The organism is Micromonospora craterilacus (assembly GCF_003236315.1).
In the GTDB taxonomy this organism is placed as follows: Bacteria; Actinomycetota; Actinomycetes; order Mycobacteriales; family Micromonosporaceae; genus Micromonospora; species Micromonospora craterilacus.
The window spans coordinates 1-4,334 of the sequence record NZ_POTY01000359.1 but is presented as its reverse complement, the minus strand read 5'-3'; the positions used below and the strand labels follow the sequence as shown (position 1 = coordinate 4,334).

The 4,334-nt window shown below is 65.7% G+C and carries 4 protein-coding genes and 1 pseudogene; 4 read left to right on the top strand and 1 reads right to left on the bottom strand.

Going from position 1 to position 4,334, the window contains the following annotated elements:
• Positions 1-232: 232 nt before the first annotated feature.
• The 3 genes and pseudogenes from C1I95_RS37180 to C1I95_RS32060 all read left to right on the top strand — a co-directional run.
• A pseudogene (locus C1I95_RS37180) lies at positions 233-760 on the top strand (transposase); the annotation flags it as partial.
• A gap of 146 nt (positions 761-906) precedes the next feature.
• Entirely contained in the window at positions 907-1,665 is a 759-nt protein-coding gene (locus C1I95_RS32065) for an SDR family NAD(P)-dependent oxidoreductase (protein ID WP_111219639.1), read from the top strand.
• Between the two features lie 2 nt (positions 1,666-1,667).
• Entirely contained in the window at positions 1,668-2,774 is a 1,107-nt protein-coding gene (locus C1I95_RS32060) for an MBL fold metallo-hydrolase (protein WP_111219637.1), read from the top strand.
• 45 nt (positions 2,775-2,819) lie between these two features.
• Here C1I95_RS32060 and C1I95_RS32055 read toward each other — a convergent pair whose 3' ends face one another.
• Positions 2,820-3,725 carry an AraC family transcriptional regulator gene (locus tag C1I95_RS32055; protein ID WP_111219635.1) on the bottom strand — a complete coding sequence of 302 codons (906 nt, stop codon included), beginning with the start codon at positions 3,723-3,725 and terminating at the stop codon, positions 2,820-2,822.
• 156 nt (positions 3,726-3,881) lie between these two features.
• Between C1I95_RS32055 and C1I95_RS32050 the strand changes: the two genes are divergently transcribed.
• A complete protein-coding gene (locus C1I95_RS32050) occupies positions 3,882-4,187 on the top strand; it encodes a putative quinol monooxygenase (protein ID WP_111219633.1) in 306 nt (101 codons plus the stop codon).
• Positions 4,188-4,334: the final 147 nt, after the last annotated feature.

Genomic DNA, 4,334 nt, shown 5'->3' with positions numbered 1-4,334 from the left:
TGTGGCGGTTTGGAGTCTCCCCCCGCAGGGCGACTCCGAAGGGCCAACCTTCATCTCCTGCACAGCACCGCATAAAGTCGCTCTACCTACATCAAGCTCCTCCTTGCGTTCGTGGCACACCTTGATCCTTAACCTGTGGCGGGTCCGTGGGCACCTCGACTGATCATGCCGACAGCCCCTGGTCGATCATCTTCTTGTCGAGGGAAGAGGATCAATACCAGGGGCTGTCTTGGTGATCAGTGTGCATGATGCTGGTTCTGCTGCTGCTTCGGGGAACTGGCGGCGTTCCGTCGGGAGTTCCACGCGTGTCTGACGGCGCGGACGGACGCGATGTTCGAGTTGGCCGACGCCGTGTTGTGCGGCGACGGGCCCGTGCATTCGTTGGTGGAGTTGTCGCTGGTGGGCGAGCATCATCGTGGCCATGGGTCGCTGTACGCGGCGCCGGCCCGGGGCGGGGTGGATGTCGAGCGGCTCCGCACGAGCTTGGCGACGCTTGCGCTGCCTCACGCTACCGACGGCCGCCTGGTCTTGGCGGTGGACATCACCTGCTGGCTGCGGCCGGACGCGCACACCCTCGGCGGAGCGGATCCTGTGCCACACCTACGGCCGTGGCAGGGACCAGCACGTGATGATTCCTGGCTGGCCATACTCGTTCGTCACGGCGTTGGAGCCCGGTCGCAGTTCCTGGACCGCGCCGCTGGACGCTCAGCGGCTCACGCCGGGCGATGATGCCGCCACCGTCATCGCCGGGCAGCTGCGTCTGGCTCGCCGGTCGTGAAACTCCCACCCTGAGTAGGAACAGGCAAGAGCCCAAGAGGATTCCTATATCATTCCCACCCCCTTCGATGCTTTCCTGGTTTCGTCGATAGCGCATCACTTCCAGCGAGAGAACAGGTGGGAAGAATCGTGAAGCTTGCAGTGGTCACTGGGGCAAGTTCCGGTATCGGGCAGAGTGCGGCCGTTCAGATCGCACGGCGTGGGGTGGGGGTGATTCTGACCTACCGCGGCAATCCCGCAGGTGCCGAGGAGACGGCGGAACGTATCGAGAAGGAGGGTGGTACGGCCGTCGCGCTGCGGTTGGATGTCGGCAGCAGCGACACCTTCCCCGCGTTCCGGCAGTCGGTGGCCGCGGAGTTGCGTGAGCGATGGCAGCGACAGACGTTCGACTACCTGGTCAACAATGCCGGGTTCGGGCAGATGTCGATGTTCGAGGACACGTCGGAGGAATTGTTCGACAGGTTCGTGCGGGTCGTGTTCAAGGGGCCGTATTTCCTGACTCAGACGCTGCTGCCGCTGCTGGCCGATGGTGGTGCCATCGTCAACGTGGCCAGCAACTCGGCGCTGACATCCGGCGTGGAGTCCGGCTATTCCGCCTACGCCTCGGCAAAGGGCGCCCTGATCGTGCTGACCCGCTATCTGGCCAAGGAGTTGAGCGGACGGGGCATTCGGGTGAACGCGGTGTCGCCAGGACCGACCCGTACCCGAATCTCGGATGACGCCTTCGAGCGGTTTTCCGATGCCGTGCCCGCGATGGCCGCGAGGACCGCGTTGGGCCGGATCGGGGAGCCCGACGACATCGGGATGCTCATCGCGGCGCTGCTGTCGCAGGAGGGCCGCTGGATCACCGCCCAGAACATCGAGGTCTCCGGTGGTTTCAAGCTCTGATCATGCCGTCGCGGCTTCGGCTGACGGCCATTGCCACGAACATCACTCGAGGAGTGGGGGATCTACCGATGTTTGAGCCTTTCGCTACGCTGGGTGGCCGCCCGACCGGCCCACGGGCCCTGAGGCTGCGCCAGTCGCCACACTTTCGCGACGGCGTTTTTCGTAACAACACTCCCACCCGTACCTTGTTGCCACGCGAGGTCATGGGTGCGCTGCGCGGCTTTCTCACCCATCGCCGCCAGCGTCATTTGTCTGGTGTGATCCCCGTGGACCGGCCACCGACGGGTCCCGCCTCCGACGGGTTGCACCTGACGTGGTACGGCCACGCCACCGGCCTGATCGAGATCGAAGGTCGTCGGGTACTGCTCGACCCGCTGTGGAGCGACCGGGGATCGCCGGTCCCGGGTGTCGGTCCGAAGCGGCTGCACCCGATGCCGGTGGCGCTGGCCGACATGCCCCGGCTGGACGCGATCGTCATCTCGCACGACCACTACGACCACCTCGACATGCCGACGATCCGGGCGCTCAACCGCACCCAGGAGGCAATGTTTGTGGTCCCGCTGGGCGTCGGGGCCCACCTGGAATGCTGGGGCGTGCCGGGGACCCGCATCGTCGAGCTCGACTGGGACGAGAGCGCCGAGGTCGGCGGGCTCACACTCACCGCCACCGAGTCGCGCCACTTCTCCGGTCGCACGTTTGTTGGCAGCAACGAGACCCTGTGGAGTTCGTGGGTGATCGCCGGCAAGCATCGGCGCGTCTTCTACACCGGCGATTCCGGCTTTTTCGACGGCTACGGCGACATCGGCGAGCGTCACGGTCCATTCGACGTGACGCTGATGCAGATCGGCGCCTACGACAACGCCTGGCCGGACATCCACATGCTGCCCGAGCAGGCGGTCGAGGCACACGTCCGCCTGCGTGGCAGCCTGCTGATCCCCGTGCACTGGGGCACGTTCCACCTCGCGCCGCATCCCTGGGTCGAGCCCGTCGAGCGGCTGTGGGCCGAAGCCAAGGCGCGGAACGTCACCATCGCCGTGCCCCGCCCCGGCGAACGCGTCGACGCCGACACCCCACCCGAGGTCGATCCCTGGTGGCGGGTCCTTTCCTGACCTCGGCGTCCGGGAAAGCCGCGGAGGCCGAGCGGTCGCTGGCGGTCAGACGACCGCCGGTACTGCGGTGCGGGTGATGCCGCGTAGGCGGGCGGCGTCCTGGCTGGGGGGTGCGCCGAACTGGCGTCGATACTCGCGGCTGAACTGTGATGGGCTTTCGTAGCCGACGCGGATGCCTACTCCGGTGATGTCGTTGGGGTGTGTGGCGAGCAGAAGCCGCGCCTCCTGCAACCGGATCTGCTTTTGAAACTGGATCGGGCTCATCGCCGTCACGGTCTGGAAGTTGCGGTAGAACGCCGACACGCTCATCCCGGAGAGGCGTGCGAGGTCGTCCACCCGGAACGGTTTCGCGTAGTGGTCGCGGATCCACCGCACTGCTCGGGCGATGTGGCTGAGGCTGCTGTCGGCCAGGCCGAGTTGCCGGACGGCGCTGCCCTGTTCCCCGGTGAGCAGCAGCCACAGGATTTCCCGTTTGATCAGGGGCGCGAGGACCGTGATGTCCCGGGGGCGGTCCAGTAGCCGCAGTAGCCGGATCACCGCGTCGCCGAGTTCGTCGGGGGCGTCGCTGACCACCATTCCCGATGGTGTTCCACTGGCCAGGGGTGGGAGATCGCCGGGCGCCGCGTGTAGCAGCAACTCCGCGACTGTCGCCGGGTGCAGTACCAGCCCGAATCCCAGTGCGGGTGAGTCGGCGCTGGCCTGGGTGAAGCGGCCGGTGACGGGCAGATCGACCGACGCGACAAGGTACTGGCCGGCGCGGTACTCGTACACGCGGTCGCCCACCGCCATCTGCTTCGCGCCTTGGGCGATGAGTGCCATGACGGTGCCCGACATCGACGTGGTCGGCGGGGTCTGCCGCTCGACCTTCGATATCAGCACGCCGTCGATGGCGGTGCTCATGTCCGGCCGGGCGTGGCGGGCCAGTAACGCCCGCAGCTCGTGAAGGTCCACGACCCGATTGAAGCACAAACCGATACTCGCCACAATAGTAGGATCAGGCAAGTGCACAAGAGCATGTGTCTAACGTTTCTGCTGGTAGCGATGCTTCTATTGGAGTGTCAAGTTCCTACGAGCCCATCAGAGCTCGACAACCTGGGAGATACTTCGATGACTGTTCGTCACGGGTTCCACGCCACCATGACCGCCCAGCCGGGCAAGGCTGACGAGCTGATCGAGCTGCTGCTCGACGCGCCGTCCCTGCCCCACGAGGACTGCGTCGTCTTCCTGGTGTCCCGCTCGGCCTCCGACCGCAACGTCGTCCACGTCATCGAAGGCTGGACCAGCACCGAGGCACACAGCGCGTTCTTCGCCAGCGAGCAGGCCCAGGCCCTGGTCGCGAAGCTTGAGCCGCTGCTGGTCGGCGAGTCGACATACACCGACGCGGTACCGGTCGGCGGCAAGGCGACCTTCTGAACCGACGACCACCCCGACCACCCCGACCACACCTGTCCCTTATACACATCTCCGAGCCCACGAGACTAGCGCTCAGCTCGTATGCCGTCTTCTGCTTGAAAAAAAAAAAAAGGCAATCGCTTTACTGACTTGGCAGCCCGCGTGGAA

What these genes read in the sequence shown, in the direction of transcription:
- C1I95_RS32050 (WP_111219633.1), top strand. Translation starts at nt 3,882, where the DNA reads ATGACTGTTCGTCACGGGTTCCACGCCACCATGACCGCCCAGCCGGGC.
- C1I95_RS32060 (WP_111219637.1), top strand. Translation starts at nt 1,668, where the DNA reads ATGCCGTCGCGGCTTCGGCTGACGGCCATTGCCACGAACATCACTCGA.